An 18,372-nucleotide genomic window follows, 5' to 3' on the forward strand; every position below is an offset into this window, starting at 1 on the left:
TTCCGCCCCGCTGAACACGAGAGTCGAGGGGCGCCGCCATGGCGCCCCTTTCTTCTGACGCCCGCCGATCACCCCTTGATGCGGAGGTCGCCGTGCGCAACATTGTTGCTCAGGGAGAGCCTGCGCAATTTGCAGTGTTACAAGATATTTACGCCAGAGTGGAGGGAACCATGGCAAGAGTTGCAGTCGTCACCGGGGGGACTCGCGGAATTGGAGCCGCGATCTCGAAAGGGCTGAAAGACGCCGGATACCTCGTCGCCGCGAACTTCGGCGGCAACGAGGAAGCCGCCGCCATGTTCTCCGAGGAGACAGGCATCAAGACGTACAAGTGGTCGGTCGCCGATTACGAGGGCTGCGAGAACGGCATCAAGCAGGTCGAAGCCGACCTCGGCCCGGTCGACGTTCTTGTCAACAACGCGGGCATCACGCGGGACGCGATGTTCCACCGGATGACCGTGCAGCAGTGGAACGACGTGATCGACACCAACCTTCACGGCGTCTTCAACATGACCCACCCGGTCTATCCCGGCATGCGCGAGCGCAAGTGGGGGCGGATCATCAACATCTCCTCGATCAACGGCCAGAAGGGCCAGGCTGGGCAGACGAACTACTCCGCCTCCAAGGCCGGTGACCTCGGCTTCACCAAGGCGCTGGCCCAGGAAGGCGCGCGCTTCGGCGTCACCGTCAACGCGATCTGCCCAGGCTACATCGCGACCGAGATGGTGAAGGCCATCGACGAGAAGATCCTGAACGAGAAGATCATCCCGCAGATCCCCGTAGGCCGCCTCGGCGAGCCCGAAGAGATCGCCCGCGCCGTGGTCTTCCTCGCCTCCGAAGACGCCGGCTTCATCACCGGCTCGACCCTGTCCGCCAACGGCGGCCAGTTCTTCGTCTGATCGGCACCGGACCCAGCACGAGACCCTCCGTCGGCCTGCCCGGCGGAGGGTTTCTTGTTTCTGACATCACGATGCTTGACGCACGCGTGTCGATCCTGCACGAGGCGCCATGACCCGCTCCAACGCCACCGGCATCGGTTTCGTCGCCGTCCTGCTCTGGGCGCTCCTCGCATTGTTCACAGTGGGCAGCGCGCCGGTTCCGCCGTTGCAGCTCACCGCGATGAGCTTTGCCATCGGTGGCGCGATCGGCGTGGTCTGGACCTTGGCGGCGGGCGGGCTGCACAGGCTGCGCGGCGTGAGCTGGAAGGTCTATGCCTTCGGCACCACGGGGCTTTTCGGCTATCACCTGTTCTACTTCTCCGCCCTGCGGCTGGCCCCGCCGGCGCAGGCCGGGTTGATCGCCTATCTCTGGCCCCTGCTGATCGTGCTGATGTCCGGGCTGCTGCCCGGCGAACGGCTGCGCGCGGGGCATCTCCTGGGCGGCGCACTCGGGTTCGCTGGCGCGGCGCTGATCATCCTCGGAGACGGTGCCGGCCTCAGCGGCACGGCCCTGCCCGGCTATGGCATGGCGCTGCTCTGCGCCTTCTTCTGGTCCGGCTACTCGGTCTTGTCGCGGCGGATCGGAGACGCGCCGACCGAGACGGTCGCGGTCTTCTGCCTGGCGACCGCGCTGCTCTCCGGCATCGCGCATCTTGCGCTGGAGGAGACCGTCCTGCCCGCCACGCCGCTCGCCTGGGCAAGCGTCATCGCCCTCGGCCTCGGGCCGGTGGGACTGGCGTTCTATGTCTGGGATATCGGGGTGAAGCGTGGGGATATCCAGCTTCTGGGAGTTGCGAGCTATGCCGCGCCGCTGCTCTCGACCCTGGCGCTGTTGCTTGCCGGTCTGGCTGCGCCGACGCCAAAACTTCTGGTGGCGGCGGCACTGATCACAGGGGGCGCGGTGCTGGCCGCGATGGCCAGCCGCCGCGCCGAAAAGGACGTCACACAGCGCTCAGCCGCGTGATCTCTTCCTTGATTCGGAGTTTCTGCTTCTTCAGTTCTACGATTTCGAGGTCGTCGGAGCCGGGAGACTGCTGAACTTGTTCCACCTTGGCCGAAAGTGCGGCGTGCTTCTTGCGAAGTTCCGCAACGCGGGCGGATTCGGGCATGATAGATTTCTCCTCTGAAGCTAAGGTCAGGGCTCAAGTGCAGCACGAAACATTTCGGTTGTCACGCCGAACCGGCATCGAATGAAAATATTTTGAGACGCCTCTGTAACGATCAGACGACAATGCCTATATGGCCACCTCTGAGAACCCCGGAAGGGCAGCTCCGTCACGCAGGACAGCGGTGAGAGCCGGCGTGTAATCGTCCCCGTCTCGCTGATGTTCCGCCCCTTGGTGAACGATCAGCGGCGCATGAAGCCGAAGCGGCGCGCGCCCACCCTTTCGAGCGCGCAGCAGAAGAAGGCGGGCGTCCCGCCCCTGGCGGGGTGACAGAGGCTGGATCTGGACCGAGCCGAGCTCCCGCAATCCCGACAGCAAATCGTTAAGGCGTTCGACGCGATGGATCATGGTGAGCCATCCGCCCGGCACCAAACGACGCGAGGCGACGTCCAGCCAGATCTCCAGCGGAGTTTCCTCCCCCATCGCCGCCTCCCGCGCGGCATGGCCCGAGGCATGGGAGGCGCTGCGCAGGAAATAGGGCGGGTTGGCGATGACGTGGTCGAACCCGCGTCGCCGAAGCGAGGCCGGCAGGTCGGCCAGGTCCGCGGTCACGATGTCGAGAGAGGCGGAGGCGACGCGGGCGTTCAGGCGGGCGATCTCGGCGATCTCCGGTTGACGTTCGACACCGGTGAGTTGCAGGCCGGGCACCCGCGCTGACAGGCAGAGCGAGGCCGTTCCGACGCCGCACCCCAGTTCCAGCACCGTCTCGCCCGCCTTTGCCGGGCAGGCCGCGGCCAGCAAAACCGGGTCGATCCCGGCCCGGTAACCCTTTTTCGGTTGGGAAATGGAGATTCGACCGCCCAGATAGGCGTCGCAGGTCAGCGCGTCGTCCACCTCAGCGATCCTCGGTGACGGGCAGTTGGTTGTCCCGAAGCACCGCCCGCGCCATGAACAGATCGCTGTCCAGAACCATCAACCTGCGAGGAAGAATCCCGATCGACCCTTCCAGGACGCTCATATGGACGTCCATTTCGAACCAGTCTATATCCTCCCCATCGAGGAGGGATTTCGCCAGCGCGATGACAGTCGGGTCGGTGGTGCGTAAAACCTCTTTCATGAAATGGACTTAAGCAAAGCCCCATCCGGCTGTCGAGACGGGGTGACGAGACCGTGATGAGCCTGGACGACGCCTCCCAGAAACCGCACGACCGGCTTGCCCGGGTGCTGGCCGACGACATGGAGCGCGTGAACGCGCTGATCCGGGCGCGGATGGCCTCCGAACACGCTCCCCGTATCCCGGAAGTCACGGCTCACCTGGTCGAGGCGGGCGGCAAGCGGCTGCGCCCGATGCTGACGCTCGCGGCGGCGCGGATGTGCGGGTATTCCGGCGAGAACCATGTGAAGCTGGCGGCCACCGTGGAGTTCATCCACACCGCGACGCTGCTGCATGACGACGTGGTCGACGAGAGCGCCCAGCGGCGCGGCCGGCCGACGGCGAACCTGCTGTGGGACAACAAGTCCTCGGTGCTGGTGGGCGACTACCTGTTTGCCCGCTCCTTCCAGTTGATGGTCGAGACCGATAGTCTGCGGGTGATGGACATCCTCGCCAATGCCTCCGCCACCATCGCCGAGGGCGAAGTGCTGCAACTGACTGCCGCGCAAAACCTGGCGACCGACGAGAACGTCTATCTGCAGGTGATCCGCGGCAAGACCGCTGCGCTCTTTGCCGCCGCCTGCGAGGTTGGCGGGGTGACCGCCGGCGTCGACGAGGAGAAGATCGCGGCGCTGCGGGCCTACGGAGACGCGCTCGGGATCAGTTTCCAGATCGTCGACGACCTGTTGGATTACGATGGCGACAGCTCCACGACCGGCAAGAACGTGGGCGACGATTTCCGCGAGCGCAAGCTGACGATGCCGGTCATCAAGGCGGTGGCGAAGGCAGATGCCGAAGAGCGCGCATTCTGGGAGCGGGTGATCGAGAAGGGCCGCCAGGAAGAGGGCGACCTGGAGCATGCACTGTCGCTGCTGGCCCGCCACGAGACGCTGGAGGAGACCCGGCAAGAGGCGCTTCGCTGGGCGGAAGAGGCCAAGCAGGCGCTAACGCTGTTCCCGGAAAGCGAACTGCGCGAGATGCTGCTGGACCTGGCCGATTACGTCGTCGCGCGGGTGCGCTGATCGCCCCCGGCCCTGCGGGCCGCGCCTCCGGCGGGGGGTATTTTCACCAAGAAGATGATGCTGCTCAGGCGAACGTGCAATCGGCCGTCCACCAGTCAGGGTGGCTGGCGCGAAGTTGCGTGGCGGCAGAGCTGGCAGTCACGGCATCGGGGAAGATCGCGAAACAGGTAGCGCCCGAGCCTGACATTCGGGCTATCAGACAGCCGTCGATCTGACGGAGCGCAGCCAGGACGGTGGCGATCCGGGGCTGGAGGGCCATCGCGGGTGGTTCGAGGTCATTGCGTTGCGTCTTCAGCCAGCCGGCGAGGTCGCCGGGCCTTCGGAGGCCGGACGGCACGGCCTCCATGGCCGGGTTCTCCCGGCTCTCCAGCGCGGCAAAAACCGCAGGCGTGGAGACGCCGACGCCGGGGTTGACCAGCACCGCGGGCAGCGGCGGCAACCTAGGGACAGGCGAGAGGCGTTCGCCGATGCCTTCCATGCGCACCGGACGGCCTACGAGGCAGACCGGCACATCGGCGCCGAGGCCGAGGATCGCCTCCGGCTTCGGCAGGGTCTGACCGGTCAGGCGCTGCAGCGCCCGCAGGGTCGCCGCCGCGTCGGCCGAGCCGCCCCCGATTCCGGACGCGGCGGGCAGGTGCTTGTCCAGGGTGATTTCGGCGGCCACGTTGTCGAAGAGCGTCGCAGCGCGCAGCACGAGGTTGGACTTGTCCGTCGGCACGCCCTCGGAGCGGGGGCCGGTGACGTTGAAATTCAGCGCCTCCGCAGGCCTGGCGGTAACCAGGTCGCCGTGATCGGCGAAGACGACGAGGCTGTCGAGCGTGTGGTAGCCGTCCGCGCGGCGGCCGGTGACGTGAAGGGCGAGGTTGACCTTGGCGCGGGCGGCTTCCTCAACCGTCTTCATTTGCGACGGACAGCGGCTCTGCGCCTTCCTCCGCCAGGACCGCGTCCAGCCCCACCTCGAGCTTGCGGCGGATGCGCTCGGCCTCCTCCGGCTCCGGCTCGAAGGACAGCGCCCGGTGCCACTGGAACCGGGCCTCGATGCGACGGCCAACGGCCCAATAGGCGTCGCCGAGGTGGTCGTTGACGATCGGGTCCACCGCCATCAGCTCGGCGGCGCGTTCGAGGTGGATCACCGCTTCATCATACTTGCCGAGCCGGTAAAGAACCCAGCCGAGAGAGTCGGTGATGTAGCCGCTACCCGGCTCCGCCGCGACGGCCTCCTCGATCATCTCAAGCGCCTCGTCGAGATTGGTCTGCATCTCCACGAAGGAATAGCCGAGGTAGTTCAGCACCTGCGGCTGGCCTGGGTTGAGCTCAAGAGCCTTGCGGAAATCGGCTTCGGCCAGTTCCCAGCGTTTCTCGCGCTCGTGGGTGATGGCACGGGCGTAATAGACGATCCACTGGCCGGGCTCGTCCTGTTCGAAGAGCGAGACGGCGGCATCGTAGGCCTTGCTGGCCTCTTCGTAGCGCTCCTCGCCGCGCAGGGCATCGCCGAGGGTGACGTGTACGATCGGCAGGTTGCCGCGAACCTCCGCCAGTTGCTTCAGGACATCGATCGCCTCTTCGGGCCGCCCGGAGCGGCGCAGCGCGTCGGCGCGGCCAATCTCCGCAACGTGGAAGCCGGCATCATCGCTCGAAACCCGGTTGTAAGCCTGGGTCGCAAGCTCGTACTGGCCTTGGGATTCCAGCAGGTTGGCGCTCAGTAGGATGGCATCAACATGGTCGGGGCGCAGGTATTCGGCGATCCGGGTGTAGAGCAGCGTGTAGCTGTCGGCCGCCTCGCCCTCCAGCGCGCCGGCGACCGTGTAGAACACCTCGGCCAGTCCGTCGCGCACGTTGCGGACCTGTGTGAAGGGCACGGTCTCGCCCGCTTCCAGCTGTTCGACCAGCTTCTCGAGGCCAGGATCGAGATCGCTGCCAAAACCGACCTCGATCAACTGAAGGGCAGCGCTGTTGCGGTCAAGCTGGCTCAGCACCTGCGCATGGGCGAAGGCGCCACGGCGGGTGAGCCGAAGAGGCGCGCCGGCGGCACCGGAGAAGATGACTTCCGCCTTCTCGAAATCCCCGGCCAGGGCGAGCGCCAGTGCCTTGTGATAAAGCGCAAAGGAATCGAGCCCGGTGGTCTCGGCGGCGGCGTCGAATTCGGCCATCGCGGCGTCCGACTCGCCCTCGCCCATCAGGCTCCAGGCCTTTACCAGGCCGTCCACGAGCGGGCCGACGGAAAGGTCGGTCGAAACGCCATCGATCACATCGCGGTAGCGCGCATCGCCGAGCAGATCGGCCATCACCACCATGCTGGCCATCTGACTGTCGACCCCGAGTTCCTGCATCTGCCGGGCGATGGTCACGGCGGCGTCAATCCGACCAAGGCCGGTAAAGGCCAGAAGCGCGTTTTCCTGAAGAGCGGGGTTGTTCCGGTCCCTGGCAAGGGCGCGGGTGTAGTAATCCGCAGCCGCGGTATAGTCGCTGTGATAACTTGCGTGCCGCGCGGCAAGATAGGATCCGGCAAACCCGCTTCCGAGGGTTTCCGCGCCGGCGGACAGCGGCAGCGACGCGGTCAGGCTGATGGCGAGCGACAGGCAGAGGGGACGGAGCAGGGGCAAGAGCGGCCTCATGTTCATTGGGTAAGACGAAGCCTACCCGCGCCCGTGGGATGAAACAATACGGGGGCAGCGCCTGCGACCCCCGCATTCCCCTTGCCTGACGGCATCGTGAGCGGCATTTCGCGCCCGGCGCCCGGAAAGGCGCCGACGTGAGGCTTACATGTTGGGATAATTCGGCCCGTCGCCGCCCTGCGGTACGGTCCAGGTGATGTTCTGGGCCGGGTCCTTGATGTCGCAGGTCTTGCAGTGCACGCAGTTCTGGAAATTGATGACGAAGCGCGGCTGCTTGCCCTCTTCCTCGACGAACTCGTAGACGCCGGCCGGGCAATAGCGGGCAGAGGGGCCTGCGTACTTGCCCAGGTCCACCTTCACCGGCACGTCCGGATCGGCGAGCTTCAGGTGGCAGGGCTGGCTTTCCTCGTGGTTGGTCATCGCGAAGGAAACGTTCGTCAGCCGGTCGAAGGAGAGCACGCCGTCGGGCTTGGGATACTCGATCGGCCGGAACTCCCGGGCGTCGCGCGTGGCGGCGGCGTCGGTCTTGCCGTGCTTCATGGTGCCGAACGGATTCCAGCCGGTCTTGGAGCCGAGCCACATGTCGAGGCCGCCGAGCGTCAGGCCGCCGACCAGCCCGAACTTCGACCAGAGCGGCTTCACGTTGCGCACCGGCTTCAGGTCCTGCCCAACCGGGCCGGAGCGAAGCGCGTCGTTGTAATCGGCCAACTCGTCTCCCCCGCGGCCCGCGCCGATCGCCGCGAAGGCCGCTTCGGCCGCCGCCTTACCCGAATGCATCGCGTTGTGAATGCCCTTGATCCGCGGCACGTTGATTAGGCCGGCGGAGCAGCCCAGCAGGACGCCGCCGGGGAAGGCGCTTTTCGGGATCGACTGGAAGCCGCCCTCGGAGATCGCCCGCGCGCCATAGGCCACGCGCTTGCCGCCCTTCAGCAGCTCGGCCACCATCGGGTGGTGCTTGAACCGCTGGAATTCCATGTAGGGGAAGAGGTACGGGTTAGCGTAGTTCAGGTGCACGACGAAACCGACGCAGACCTGGTTGTTCTCCATGTGGTAGATGAACGACCCACCCCCGGCGTTGGAGCCGAGCGGCCAACCCATCGTGTGGGTGACCGTGCCTTCGCGGTGCTTGGCCGGGTCGATCTCCCAGATCTCCTTCATGCCAAGGCCGAACTTCGGCACGTCGCAATCGGCATCGAGCGCATATTTCGCGATGATCTCCTTGGCCAGCGACCCGCGCACGCCTTCCGAGATGAACACATACTTGCCGTTGAGCACCATGCCCGGCTCGTAGCCCGGCCCCGGGGTCCCGTCGGCGTTCTTGCCGAACTCACCGGCGACGACGCCTTTGACCTCGCCGTTCTCGCCATAGACCAGCTCGGAGCAGGCCATGCCGGGGAAGATCTCGACGCCCAGTTCCTCCGCCTGCTCGGCCATCCAGCGGCAGACATTGGCGAGGCTGACAATGTAGCAATGATGGTTGTCCATCAGCGGCGGCATCATCATGTTGGGCAGCCGGATGCCCCCGCCCTCGCCCAGCACGTAGAACTCGTCGCGCTTGACCCGGGTCCGGAGCGGCGCCCCACGTTCCTTCCAATCGGGAATGAGCGCATCCAGCCCAGCCGGGTCCATCACGGCGCCGGAGACGATATGCGCCCCGACCTCCGAGCCCTTCTCCAGCACCACGACGTTCAGCTCCGGATCCAGCTGCTTCAGACGAATCGCGGCAGACAATCCCGAGGGCCCCGCGCCCACGATAACGACATCGTAGTCCATCGCTTCGCGTTCGATTTCGCTCATGTCTCTTCCCGCTTCTGGCTCTGGTTCGCTTGAAATCTGGTGTTCGCCATGCGTAGCGGACAGGAAACTTCGCCGTCAATTGAAACGCGGCATCACATTGCCGCAGGGCAGCGAAGGATCGCTGCGTCACATCCCTGCGCCCGCGCCCGTGCGATCCGTCTGCGCCTCACTCCCGCGTGGCGACCCCGGGGGGCGGTGACCGCAGCAGTTCCAGGACATGCTGCATCATCAGCTTGCCGAAGGCGGCGTTGCCATGATGCGCGTCATCGGCCCGTTCCGCCCGAAACTCCTGTTTCATGAAGCCGTCCGCGTCGCGGCACGCGGTCGGGATATCCACCGCCTCGATTCCTCGCCTTTCGAGCTGGTGCAGAACCTCGGAGCGATGCAGACGTTCGATGCGCAACGCTTGCGCAGCCCCCAGTTCGGAAACCAGCGGATAGTCCCGAAAGGTCCCGGGTGCAGAGACCGCGAAGACCCTGTAGCCAGCCGCCTTCAGCAGGTCACACAGTTGCAGGACATACGTCTGGTCCTGGCGGGACAGTTCACGGAAAAGGGACTCCGATATCGCCTGCCGCCCCGGGATAAATTCCCCGACGCAATATCCGCCCCGCAGGATCGAGCGCATGATGCGAGACGGGTGGAACAGCATCGACAAGCCGATGGCGTGGTAGACACCGGGTTCCGGCGGGATGCGCTCCATGTATTCGCGGAACTCCGGCTCCACGACCTCGGCGTAGCCGTCCATGGGCCGGAAGAAGGGGGTGGCCAGAAGGCGGCCCGTGCCGAGGCCCTGCACCTTGATGCGCAGTCCGTCGTCCACGGCCTCTTCGTCCTGCAAGCTGCGAAGCCCCGCCGACAGGCGCCGGGTGTGAGAATCGCCGATGATCAGGACCTTCACTCTTTCGCCTCGCCGAATTCCGCCAGCAGTTCCTCGTCGCAGAGGATGCGTTCCAACCGCTCTTCCTCGCTCATCGCCTCCCCGCTGCCCTTGCCCGACGCCTCCGGCTCGCCCGTTGTCCCGGAGCAGGCCGCTTTCGCCGCGTTGCGAGCCGAAAGCGGGGCGTGCTCGGCAAAGAAGATGTCCATGACGTGGTTCACCCCGTGAGCGGACACCTCCCGCATGTCGGGGTTGAAGAACTGTCCCCGCATGAAGGGCGAGGAGATGATCTCGTAAGACGGGAAGTAATCCACGAATTTCATGCCGCCCGCCAACCTGCCGGCCGCCGCCCGGAGCGCGGATTTGGAGTACATGGTGGCCACGGCGACATTGTCGTTGGTGGCGGTGGCCATCAGGGGCACCGGGCTGACCGTCAGGATGAACCGCATCTTCGGGTTCACCGATCGCACAAGCTTGATGAACTCCTGCATGTCCCTGTGGATTTCCCCGGGGCTGAGGTTTTGAAAGACGTGGCGATCCTCGGAGAAGGTGCCGCCGGCCGTGCCCGGGCACAGCGGGAAGGCCGCGCCGTCCTCCTTCGACAGCCAGGTCTCCGTGAGGCCCATCGTGAAGACGAAGAGGTCGGATTTGCGAAGGATCTCGGCCACGCATTCCAGGTGGCTGGCCCGCAGCGCCTCCATTTCGGCGACCGAGCCGAACGGTTCCGGCTCGATCGTCGGGCGGAACGGGTCCACGACGCCGTCGCCCTTCAACCATGCGGGTTCGGCGGGCTTCCATTGTCCGAGGGCGCGCTGAAACAACTGCAGCAATTGGCGCGAGGTATAGACGTTGCCGTAACGCGCCGAATACATGCCGTAGCCGTAATCGAGGCGCCGGTCCGCCGAAAGAGCCTCGGGCGCAGGTTCGGTATCGACGACCGAGAAGCCCCGCGCGCGCAGGTTGCGCCCGATATGCTGCGCAAAGCAGCTACCCGCGGTCGCGACACGCATCTTGTCGATGGAAAATTTCTTGCTGTACCAACCCTCCACATCGAGCGGATGCACGCCGGAGACCGTGCGTTTCCAGAACGCCTTCGGTGGCTGGGATCGGTAGGGATGGTCGGTCTTCGTCACCGCGGCCTCGTCGGGAGTTCGTTGGACAGGGTATCGGATTGTCCGTACCAACAGAATCCCTGGCGCGCTATGGGTCAAGCAGGTCTTGCGCAGCCTGTTTTGACCTGCATCCGCTCTTGACTTTCGACAGGCCGCTTGGGTTAAGGGCCATTAGCCCAATCCCCACAATCCAAGCCGTGCAGGGAAAGAATGGAAAAGATACCTATGACCCGCGCGGGTTTTGCCGCGCTGGACGCAGAACTGAAATCGCTCAAGAGCGTCGATCGCCCCGCGATCATTCGTGCGATCGCAGAGGCGCGCGAGCATGGTGACCTCTCCGAAAACGCCGAATACCATTCGGCGCGCGAGAAGCAGAGCTTCATCGAGGGCAGGATCAAGGAACTCGAAAGCGTCATCTCGCTGGCCAACGTGATCGATCCGTCGACGTTGTCGGGGCCGATCAAGTTCGGCGCCACGGTGACGATCGTCGACGAGGACACTGACGAGGAGAAGACCTACCAGATCGTGGGCGAGCCCGAAGCCGACCTGGAAAAGGGCCTTCTGAACATCAAGTCGCCCATCGCGCGTGCCCTGATCGGAAAGGACGCGGGCGATTCCATCGAAGTTCGCACACCCGGCGGCGAAAAGAGCTATGAGGTACTCAGCATCAAGTATGTCTGAGTCGGATAGTTCCTGCTGATGAACTCGAGGTTGGCTCCAAAACGCTCCAACAAGGCCGAGACCGCCGCGAACAGCGAGGGGCTCGACAGTGCCGACTGGATCGCACTTGGCCTGAGCGCCCTGTGGCTGTTCGGGGCCGGGGTGTTCTTCCTCGTGCTGCCGCAGCCGGAAACGCCGGGCACGGGCGCCGACCCGGTCCGGATCATCATGACGGTGCTCGCGATCTTCCTGCCGGTGGCGCTGATCCTTGTCGGCGCCGCAGCGGCCAAGAGCGCGCGGCTCATGCGCGAGGAGAGCGCCCGTCTGCAGGCGGCGATCGACGCGATGCGCCATGCCTATGTCGACCAGGCGGAGCGCCAGCCCAACGGCATCCGCCAGCCGCTGGAGCAGAAGCTCGACGAGATCGTCCGGGTTCAGAAGAAGACCGAGGCGGCGCTGGCGCATCTGACCGCGGTGAACGCCCGCATGACTGCCGCGAGCCTTGCCGGCTCCGGCGAGCGCGAGGCCCTGAGCGGGCCGAAGAAACCGACCGGCAAACCCGAGCTGGACCAGCCTTCGCTGGCGCTCGGCTCGATGCCGGAGGAGAACGCCCCGCCCCTGACCGCCGCGGATTTTATCAAGGCACTGAACTTCCCCGAGACCGAAGCCGACAAGGAAGGCTTCCGGGCCCTGCGGATGGCGTTGAAGGACCCGATGGCCGGGCCGCTGGTGCGCTCTGCGCAGGACGTGCTGACGCTCTTGGCCGAAGACCGCATCTACATGGACGATCTCGCCCCCGACCGGGCCCGACCGGAGATCTGGCGCAAGTTCGCGCAGGGCGAACGTGGCCGTGCGGTGGCGGCGCTTGGTGGCGTGCGCGACCGCTCCAGCCTGGCGCTCACCGCCGGTCGGATGCGGCAGGACCCGGTGTTCCGCGACAGCGCGCACCATTTTCTGCGCCGCTTCGACTCGACCTTCGCGAGCTTCGAAAAGGAAGCCACCGACGCCGAGGTCGCGGCCTTCGCCGAGACCCGCAGCGCCCGCGCCTTCATGCTGCTCGGCCGCGTCTCGGGCACCTTCGACTGAGGATCAGCGCGGCGACAGCTCCAGCCGCATCGTTGTGGCGTGGTGGAACCCGTAGAGCACCGAGAGCAGCCCCGACTCGATCCGCCCCGCGGGGCGGAATCCGTGCCGTTCGTAGAGCGCCCGGGCGCGCAGGTTGATGTCGATCACGTCCAGCCGGACCTCTTTCATGCCAAGCGCCCGCGCCTCCGCGATCACGGTGCGGATCAGCGCCGAGCCGACCCCCTCGCCGCGCGCCTCTGCATCGACGAAAATCCCGTCCATCAGCATCTCACCCTCCGCGAGCGGCCGCTCCATCAGGTCGAGCAGCGGGCCGCGCCAGAGCGCGCCAAACCAGCCGTAGCTGCGCGCGAGATCTGAGAATCCGCCGGCCACGAGCCCCCCTTTCTGGGTCTTGAAACCGACGACGCCGAGCAGCCGCCCGTCGTTCGTCTCTGCCGAGAAGGCATGGGCCGGGCGCAGGGCGTGCGTGATGAAATCGAGCGCCCGCCGTTCGGGCGCCATCACCCGGCCGAGCTTGCCCGAGAAGGCCTGCCAGAACAGCGCGGCCACCTCGTCGCGCCGCTCGTCGGGGAAGCCGCGCACGATCCTCATGGCGCGCGTTTCAGCGGATGCCGCCCGGTTGCCCATGCCTGCCTCAATACTGCCAACCGTATTGGCTGGCTTGGGAATTCCCTGCCGTGCCCGATTGCATGTGGTCCCCGCATCGCCTAAGCGCCAATGGGTACAGCCTAGAGGTCCCGCTTGCCCTTCTCCACCACGAAATCCGCCTTTCTCGCGGGCTGCCGCGCCAGCGCGCCGTTCCTCCTCGTGGTGGCCCCCTTCGCCCTGCTCTTCGGTGTGGTGGCGACCGAGACCGGCCTGGACGTCCTGCAAGTGATGGCCTTCACCTCCGTGGTGGTGGCCGGGGCGGCGCAGTTCACCGCGCTGCAGCTCATGAACGACCACGCGCCCGCGATTATCATCCTGGTGTCGGCGCTGGCGGTGAACCTGCGGATGGCGATGTACTCTGCCTCCCTCACGCCGCATCTCGGCTCCGCGCCGCTGTGGCAGCGAGCGCTGGTCGCATACATGCTCTTCGACCAGAATTTCGCAACCGCACTCTCACGCTACGAGATGGACCGCGATATGCCGATGCAACAGCGCGTGGCCTATTACTTCGGCGCCTCCACGCCGCTTCTGCCGGTCTGGATCGCCTTCACCTTCATCGGCACGGTGATCGGGCGCGGCATCCCGCCCGAATTCGCCCTCGACTTCGCCCTGCCGATCACCTTCATCGCGATCATCGGCCCCGCCGTGCGAACGCCGGCGCACCTGGCGGCGGCTCTGGTCTCCGTGACGCTCGGGCTGGCGCTGGCCGGGCTTCCCTACAATTTCGGCTTGCTGATCGCCGCGGTGGCGGCGCTGGCCGCCGGCGCGGAGGTCGAACGACAGCTCTACCCCGGAGGCCTGCCATGAGCTATTCCGACGCCACGATCTGGGGTCTGATCCTCGCCCTCGGCATATGCACGTTCATGATCCGGTTTTCGTTTCTCGGACTGATCGGTGACCGCAAGTTGCCGGACTGGGTGCTGCGCCACCTGCGCTACACGCCCGTCGCCGTGATCCCGGGGCTGATCGCACCGCTGGTCGTCTGGCCCGATGCCACCGGCGGCACGCCGGACCCGGCCCGGATGGCGGCAGCCGCTGTGACCGCGATTGCCGGCTATCTTACCCGCAACGTGTTCTTGTCCATCCTGTCGGGGATGGTCACGCTCTACGTCGGGCTTGCCCTAGTTGGTGGGTAGCTGTTGCGCCGCCGCGCGGCCCGCGCGGGTGGTGGGCTCCGGCCCTTCGAGCACGCGAATGTCCTCGCGCGCGGCAGGGCTGTCGGTGATCAGGTCGGAGCGGTCGTCCGGACTGTCGTCGTAGTAGCGCCGGATCCGCACGCCCGGGATCTCGTCAAAGGCGCGCATGATGCGCTTGGGTCGCGGCGAGGCGGGAATATCCTCGAACCCCGGCACGCCGCGGAGGATCCTGTGTATCGACGTCGTGCAGAACGCCTTGGAGACAGCCCCGTATTGCTGCGCGCGTTTCAGGGCGATCTCGGCCTGCTCCGGGGTGACGACGACATCCTGCCGGACAACGTGGTATGTAATCCGCGCGTGGTAATCGATGTAGAAATCCACCAGCCGGTCGGTGATGCCATAGTGCACATCGGCGCGCTGCGGCGCATAGGGGTGGTAGAACGTGCCCGCCGGATCGAAGATGATCCGCTGCGATCCGCTGACCATCAGCCCGCTGTGGGCTCCGTCGCCGGTGCGGTTGTTGATCATCGTGAACAGCGTGATGGTGGGCGGCCCGTCATCGCGGACCGCTGCAGCCCGGATCTCCTGCTCCGTCGCCCATGGGCCGGGCTCGGTACAAGCGCTCAGAAGAAAAGGCAGGAACACCGCCAGAAGAATGGCTCTCATCCGCCTTCCCCGTTCTTTCCCGAAAAATGTCAGCCGTTGACCAGCGCGATGAAGATCAGGACGACGATGCAAAGGATCGCGGTCCGGACAACCATCTTGATGAAGCCGTCAAAGGTCTTTTCCTGAGTGGAAATATCCATGCTGCCGTGCTTGTAGCTTTCTCCCGACACGTCCTGTCTCCTCGTCGATGTCCCGTCGCTTGCCTTGCTTAGCTCAGTTGTTCGGGGCTGTTAAGGCCACCTCTGACGATTTTGCGCGACCGCGGTCAGGTTTGAGCCTCATCGGTCAGACCTTCGGCGAGGCGAAAGCCGATGCGGCGCGGCTCGCTGGCCTCCAGCCGCTTCGGAAGCGCCCGCAGGATCACGTTGAGCTGGCTGACATGCTGGATGAGCTGGGTGCGCGTGCCGTCGGCGTCCGAGCCGTAGAAAGTCACGATATCGGGGTCGAAATAGCCGATCCCCTCGATCCGGAGCACCCCGGCGCTGGCCCCGGTAAAGCCCATTGCGACCTCGTGGTCTGCGTCCAGCAGTTCCTCGAAGTTCTTGATGTAGAGGATCAACCGCTCGTAGGCCCATCTCGCCGCGCTTTTCTTGGAGGGCGGGGTGAGGGCGATATCGGGAAGCGGCTGGCATTCGACCGTGCGCCGCGCCTCCGGGTCGGCGTGAATCGCCTGCGCGCGCGGCAGGTGCTGGTGCGTGTCTTCGGTTTCCCTGCTGTCCATCGCGCGCTCCCCGGCTGTGTCCTACCCCTCTCCGACCCGTTGCCATAGCCAGGCGCCATCCTCGCGGCGCCGGCGGGTGACCTTGCCGGAGTGGTACAGATGATTGAGGTGCCCGACGGATTCCACAAGGGCCAGCCCATATTCCCCGGCACCGATCTGCCGGCGGTAGAGCGCCGGGAAGCAGTCATGCGCGGTGCGTGGCTCTTTCAGATGGTCGAGCAGCCGGTCCAAAGCGCCGTGATGGTTATCGATGAGCTGGCGCAGGCGGGTCGGCAATCCGTAAAAGGGCAGCTTGTGCCCCGGCAGCACCAGTTGGTCGTCGCGGGCATGGTCCGACAGGCGCTCGCAACTCTCCAGCCAATCGCCCACCGGGTCGGCCTCGGGCTCGGTCGGATAGACCCCGAGGTTGGGCGAGATCGAGGGCAGGAGCTGATCGCCCCCGAGCACGAGGCTGTCGTCCCGGCTCCAGAAGGTGGCGTGTTCGGCGGCATGGCCATTGCCCATCCGCACGTCCCAGGTCCGGCCGCCGAGGCGGATCGTGTCGCCCTCCGATATCCGGCTGAAGCCCAGCGGCATCGGCCAGACCGTGTCGGCAAAGTTGAACGGCCGGCCGGCGGCGCGTTCGGCAAAGATCGCCGGCTCCATCCCGGCCGCGCGGTAGAAATCGAGCGTTTCCTTGGGCCAACTCTCCTGCACGTCGAGCGTCAGCATCCGCGCATAAAGCCAGGCTGTGCGGCTCGCCACCAGCTCGGCCCCGTGTTCCGCCTGGAACCAGCCGGCGAGGCCGACGTGGTCGGGATGGTGATGGGTGAGGATCACCCGGCGCACCGGCTTGCCCGCCAGCGGACCGGTCTGCATCATGCTTTCCCAGAGCGCACGGACCCGCCGGCTGCTGATCCCGGCGTCGATGATGGTCCAGCCGTCGCCCTCGTCGAAGGCATAGATATTGACGTGGTCGAGCGCCATCGGCAGCGGCAGCCGCATCCAGAGCACGCCCTCGGCCAACTCCACCGCCTCGCCCTCAACCGGCGGCGTCGGGCGGGGATAGCGGATCGGGCTGCGGCCGGTGCCGTCCACGGTCATACGGCCTGCAGGTCTTCGACGCTCAGGTCGTAGAGCCCCACAGCGCCTTCCCGGACCTGCGCGATCAGCGCCTCGTGCTCGGGCAGGATCCGCTTGATGAAGAACCGCGCCAGGCCGGTCCGCGGCCCGCTGCCGCCCTCCGCCATCGCCGCCAGCAGGTGGTAATGCGCGCCGAGCACCCGGGCGAAGGCCCGCAGATAGGCGACGCAGCCGGCAAACCGGTCCTCCATCTCCTGCTCCACCAGCCATTCGGTCGCCTCGCGGAAGTTCTCGGCCGCGTTGAAGATCGGCCTGGCGAGGTCCGGCAGCGTCTCGCGCGCGGCTTCCGCCGCCGCCTCGACCTCGTCGAGCAGGGCATAGGCCGCCGCGCCGCCGTCCATCATCTTGCGGGCCACCAGGTCCATCGCCTGGATGCCGTTCGTGCCCTCGTAGATCTGTGTCACGCGCACGTCGCGGGCGAACTGGGCGGCGCCGGTCTCCTCGATGAAGCCCATCCCGCCATGCACCTGGATGCCGAGCTGCGCCATTTCGTGACCGATATCCGTCCCGTGCGCCTTCGAGATCGGCGTCAGCAGCGCGGCCCTCGCCTTCCAGTCCTCTTCACCGGTCGCCTCGCCCATGTCGATCGCGACCGCATTGGCCAGCGCGATGGCGCGCACGGCAAAGGTCTCGGCCTTCATTGTCGTCACCATCCGCCGCACGTCCGCGTGCTCGATGATCGCGCCGGTGCCCCCGACCTTGCCCTGCTTGCGCTCCAGGGCATAGGCAAGCGCCTTTTGGGTCGCCGCCTCGGCGATGCCGATCCCCTGGCACCCGACCCCGAGACGGGCGTTGTTCATCATCGTGAACATCGCCGCCATGCCACCATGCTCTTCGCCGATCAGCCAGCCGGTGGCCCCGTCGAACTCCATCACGCAGGTGGGTGAGCCGTGGATGCCCAGCTTGTGCTCTAGGCTGACGACCTTGAGGCTGTTGGCGACACCCGGCGCCCCGTCGGCATCCGGCAGGTTGCGCGGCACCATGAACAGGCTGATCCCCTTGGTGCCCGGCTTGCCATCGGGCAGCCGCGCCAGCACCAGGTGGCAGACGTTGTCCACGAAATCGGCGTCGCCCCAGGTGATATAGATCTTCTGGCCCGTCACCGCGTAGGTGCCGTCGCCGTTCGGCTCGGCCTTCGAGGTCAGCGCGCCGACGTCGGAGCCTGCCACGGGCTCGGTCAAGTTCATCGTGCCCGACCATTCGCCCGAGATCAGCTTGGGCAGGTAGAGCGCCTTGATCTCGTCGCTCGCATGGGCGGCCAGCGCCTCGATCTGTCCCTGAGTCAGCAGCGGGTTGAGCTGAAGCGACAGGCAGGCCGACGACATCATGTCGTTGATCGCCGTCTGCAGCGTCACCGGCAAGCCCATCCCGCCGTAGTCCGCAGGGGCCGAAACACAAACCCAGCCGCCCTCGGCAATGGCCCTGTAGGCCTCGGCGTAGCCGGGGGCCGAGCGCACCCGGCCATTCTCGAGCGTCGAGGGGGTCTTGTCGCCAGGGCGGTTCACCGGCGCGATGACTTCCTCGCAGAGTTTCCCGGCTTCCGTCAGGATCGCATCCGTCACCTCCTCGCCGACATCGGAGAACAGCTCGGTCGAGCGGAGTTTGCCGAAGTCCACCACATGCTCCAGCAGGAAGCGGAGATCGGCGATCGGAGCGCGGTAAGTCATGGGGGAGGTACCCTCGTATCTGCGGCCTTGGCATGGCGGAGCCGCCGGC

General features: G+C 66.1%; 21 protein-coding genes. 7 read left to right on the plus strand and 14 right to left on the minus strand.

Going from position 1 to position 18,372, the window contains the following annotated elements:
* The first annotated feature begins 170 nt into the window (after positions 1-170).
* Together phbB and yddG are read left to right on the plus strand one after the other, a co-directional pair.
* Complete coding sequence (phbB, locus tag ACFQ2S_RS18865) at positions 171-896, plus strand: acetoacetyl-CoA reductase (protein WP_386076868.1); 726 nt, start codon at positions 171-173, stop codon at positions 894-896.
* 109 nt (positions 897-1,005) lie between these two features.
* Positions 1,006-1,899 (plus strand): aromatic amino acid exporter YddG, encoded by an 894-nt coding sequence (gene yddG, locus ACFQ2S_RS18870; protein ID WP_386076870.1) that lies wholly within the window; start codon positions 1,006-1,008, stop codon positions 1,897-1,899.
* On the opposite strand, the gene ACFQ2S_RS18875 is transcribed toward yddG, so the two are convergent.
* From ACFQ2S_RS18875 to ACFQ2S_RS18885, 3 genes are all read right to left on the minus strand, one after another.
* Positions 1,877-2,044 (minus strand): YdcH family protein, encoded by a 168-nt coding sequence (locus ACFQ2S_RS18875; RefSeq protein ID WP_089230613.1) that lies wholly within the window; start codon positions 2,042-2,044, stop codon positions 1,877-1,879. The two genes, yddG and ACFQ2S_RS18875, sit on opposite strands and share 23 nt — an antisense overlap.
* Before the next feature lie 126 nt (positions 2,045-2,170).
* Positions 2,171-2,944 (minus strand): tRNA1(Val) (adenine(37)-N6)-methyltransferase, encoded by a 774-nt coding sequence (locus ACFQ2S_RS18880; protein WP_386077041.1) that lies wholly within the window; start codon positions 2,942-2,944, stop codon positions 2,171-2,173.
* Positions 2,937-3,158, minus strand: a complete 222-nt coding sequence (locus ACFQ2S_RS18885; RefSeq protein WP_386076871.1) for a putative signal transducing protein — start codon at positions 3,156-3,158, stop codon at positions 2,937-2,939. Before ACFQ2S_RS18885 ends, ACFQ2S_RS18880 begins: the two co-directional genes overlap by 8 nt.
* A gap of 56 nt (positions 3,159-3,214) precedes the next feature.
* Between ACFQ2S_RS18885 and ACFQ2S_RS18890 the strand changes: the two genes are divergently transcribed.
* Positions 3,215-4,216 (plus strand): polyprenyl synthetase family protein, encoded by a 1,002-nt coding sequence (locus ACFQ2S_RS18890; protein ID WP_386076873.1) that lies wholly within the window; start codon positions 3,215-3,217, stop codon positions 4,214-4,216.
* Between the two features lie 64 nt (positions 4,217-4,280).
* Here the strand turns inward: ACFQ2S_RS18890 and ACFQ2S_RS18895 are convergent, their stop codons facing one another.
* The 5 genes from ACFQ2S_RS18895 to ACFQ2S_RS18915 form a co-directional block, all read right to left on the minus strand.
* Entirely contained in the window at positions 4,281-5,117 is an 837-nt protein-coding gene (locus ACFQ2S_RS18895; protein ID WP_386076875.1) for a 4-(cytidine 5'-diphospho)-2-C-methyl-D-erythritol kinase, read from the minus strand.
* Positions 5,104-6,819: a tetratricopeptide repeat protein gene (locus ACFQ2S_RS18900; protein WP_386076876.1), complete on the minus strand. Its 1,716-nt coding sequence runs from the start codon at positions 6,817-6,819 to the stop codon at positions 5,104-5,106. Before ACFQ2S_RS18900 ends, ACFQ2S_RS18895 begins: the two co-directional genes overlap by 14 nt.
* 156 nt (positions 6,820-6,975) lie before the next feature.
* The gene (locus tag ACFQ2S_RS18905) at positions 6,976-8,628 is read right to left on the minus strand and encodes an electron transfer flavoprotein-ubiquinone oxidoreductase (RefSeq protein ID WP_386076877.1); all 1,653 of its coding nucleotides are present in this window, start codon (positions 8,626-8,628) and stop codon (positions 6,976-6,978) included.
* A 166-nt stretch (positions 8,629-8,794) separates the two neighbouring features.
* Positions 8,795-9,526, minus strand: coding sequence for a hypothetical protein (locus ACFQ2S_RS18910; RefSeq protein ID WP_386076879.1), 732 nt, complete (start codon positions 9,524-9,526; stop codon positions 8,795-8,797).
* On the minus strand, positions 9,523-10,638 hold the full coding sequence (locus ACFQ2S_RS18915; protein ID WP_386076880.1) for a GSCFA domain-containing protein: 1,116 nt from the start codon (positions 10,636-10,638) through the stop codon (positions 9,523-9,525). The genes ACFQ2S_RS18910 and ACFQ2S_RS18915 overlap by 4 nt, the downstream gene beginning before the upstream one ends.
* Positions 10,639-10,827: 189 nt before the next feature.
* Here ACFQ2S_RS18915 and greA point away from each other — a divergent pair, with 189 nt between their 5' ends.
* Entirely contained in the window at positions 10,828-11,298 is a 471-nt protein-coding gene (gene greA / locus ACFQ2S_RS18920; protein ID WP_386076881.1) for a transcription elongation factor GreA, read from the plus strand.
* Between the two features lie 18 nt (positions 11,299-11,316).
* Positions 11,317-12,363 (plus strand): hypothetical protein, encoded by a 1,047-nt coding sequence (locus tag ACFQ2S_RS18925; protein WP_386076883.1) that lies wholly within the window; start codon positions 11,317-11,319, stop codon positions 12,361-12,363.
* A gap of 3 nt (positions 12,364-12,366) precedes the next feature.
* Here the strand turns inward: ACFQ2S_RS18925 and ACFQ2S_RS18930 are convergent, their stop codons facing one another.
* Entirely contained in the window at positions 12,367-12,954 is a 588-nt protein-coding gene (locus tag ACFQ2S_RS18930) for a GNAT family N-acetyltransferase (protein ID WP_386076884.1), read from the minus strand.
* Between the two features lie 150 nt (positions 12,955-13,104).
* On the opposite strand from ACFQ2S_RS18930, the gene ACFQ2S_RS18935 reads away from it, so the two are divergent.
* Complete coding sequence (locus ACFQ2S_RS18935; RefSeq protein ID WP_386076885.1) at positions 13,105-13,818, plus strand: AzlC family ABC transporter permease; 714 nt, start codon at positions 13,105-13,107, stop codon at positions 13,816-13,818.
* A complete protein-coding gene (locus ACFQ2S_RS18940; protein ID WP_386076887.1) occupies positions 13,815-14,147 on the plus strand; it encodes an AzlD domain-containing protein in 333 nt (110 codons plus the stop codon). The genes ACFQ2S_RS18935 and ACFQ2S_RS18940 overlap by 4 nt, the downstream gene beginning before the upstream one ends.
* Here the strand turns inward: ACFQ2S_RS18940 and ACFQ2S_RS18945 are convergent.
* From ACFQ2S_RS18945 to ACFQ2S_RS18965, 5 genes are all read right to left on the minus strand, one after another.
* Complete coding sequence (locus ACFQ2S_RS18945; RefSeq protein WP_386076889.1) at positions 14,133-14,813, minus strand: hypothetical protein; 681 nt, start codon at positions 14,811-14,813, stop codon at positions 14,133-14,135. The genes ACFQ2S_RS18940 and ACFQ2S_RS18945 overlap by 15 nt on opposite strands.
* A 29-nt stretch (positions 14,814-14,842) precedes the next feature.
* Positions 14,843-14,983 carry an aa3-type cytochrome c oxidase subunit IV gene (locus ACFQ2S_RS18950; RefSeq protein ID WP_386076890.1) on the minus strand — a complete coding sequence of 47 codons (141 nt, stop codon included), beginning with the start codon at positions 14,981-14,983 and terminating at the stop codon, positions 14,843-14,845.
* A gap of 95 nt (positions 14,984-15,078) precedes the next feature.
* Positions 15,079-15,534, minus strand: a complete 456-nt coding sequence (locus ACFQ2S_RS18955; protein WP_386076892.1) for a DUF6173 family protein — start codon at positions 15,532-15,534, stop codon at positions 15,079-15,081.
* 21 nt (positions 15,535-15,555) lie between these two features.
* Positions 15,556-16,617: an MBL fold metallo-hydrolase gene (locus ACFQ2S_RS18960; RefSeq protein ID WP_386076894.1), complete on the minus strand. Its 1,062-nt coding sequence runs from the start codon at positions 16,615-16,617 to the stop codon at positions 15,556-15,558.
* Positions 16,614-18,323, minus strand: coding sequence for an acyl-CoA dehydrogenase (locus tag ACFQ2S_RS18965; protein WP_386076896.1), 1,710 nt, complete (start codon positions 18,321-18,323; stop codon positions 16,614-16,616). Before ACFQ2S_RS18965 ends, ACFQ2S_RS18960 begins: the two co-directional genes overlap by 4 nt.
* Between the last annotated feature and the right edge of the window lie 49 nt (positions 18,324-18,372).

It is taken from the genome of Tropicimonas aquimaris (assembly GCF_042676185.1).
GTDB classification, from domain to species: Bacteria; Pseudomonadota; Alphaproteobacteria; order Rhodobacterales; family Rhodobacteraceae; genus Tropicimonas; species Tropicimonas aquimaris.